Annotated in this window: 1 protein-coding gene; it reads left to right on the top strand. The window is 67.8% G+C overall.

Going from position 1 to position 435, the window contains the following annotated elements; genetic code table 11:
• Nucleotides 1-134: 134 nt before the first annotated feature.
• The gene (locus LL239_RS17600) at nucleotides 135-278 is read left to right on the top strand and encodes a hypothetical protein (RefSeq protein ID WP_228164619.1); all 144 of its coding nucleotides are present in this window, start codon (nucleotides 135-137) and stop codon (nucleotides 276-278) included.
• The last annotated feature ends 157 nt before the right edge of the window (nucleotides 279-435 follow it).

Raw genomic sequence — 435 nt, 5'->3', positions numbered from 1 at the left:
GAGCCGGAGACGTACGCCGAGGTCGTCGGTTTCGAGCAGCGCGCCGCGGCGACCCGCGAGCTCGCCGGGTCCATCTACGCAAAGACCGTGGCGGCGACGCCCGGGTTCCGCATCGCACCGAACGGAGACGCAGCATGAGGCTGACCGTGCAGTACCGCGACAGGGTCGGCGGTGCCTGGAAGTTGTCGAAGATGACCTGGCGGTTCGAGGACATCAACCTGCTCAACAAGACCGTCGGGTACGAGAAGTACCGCGTGGTTCGGGTGGTGGCGTCGTGAGCCCGCGTCGCACGGTCCCTGCCCCCGAAGTGGTGCGCGGCTCCGGTGTGGTCGAAGCGATCACGGACGCCGCGGTGAAGCCCGGAGTCCTCCGCATCCTGTCGAAGGGTGAGGCGGAGCGGATGACGCAGGAGATCAAGCTCACCGCCTCCGGCAT

Origin of the sequence: Microbacterium testaceum (assembly GCF_020781835.1) — a bacterium.
GTDB lineage: Bacteria > Actinomycetota > Actinomycetes > Actinomycetales > Microbacteriaceae > Microbacterium > Microbacterium testaceum_H.
Note: the sequence above shows the minus strand (reverse complement) of the source record. Positions and strands in the feature narration are given on the sequence as shown.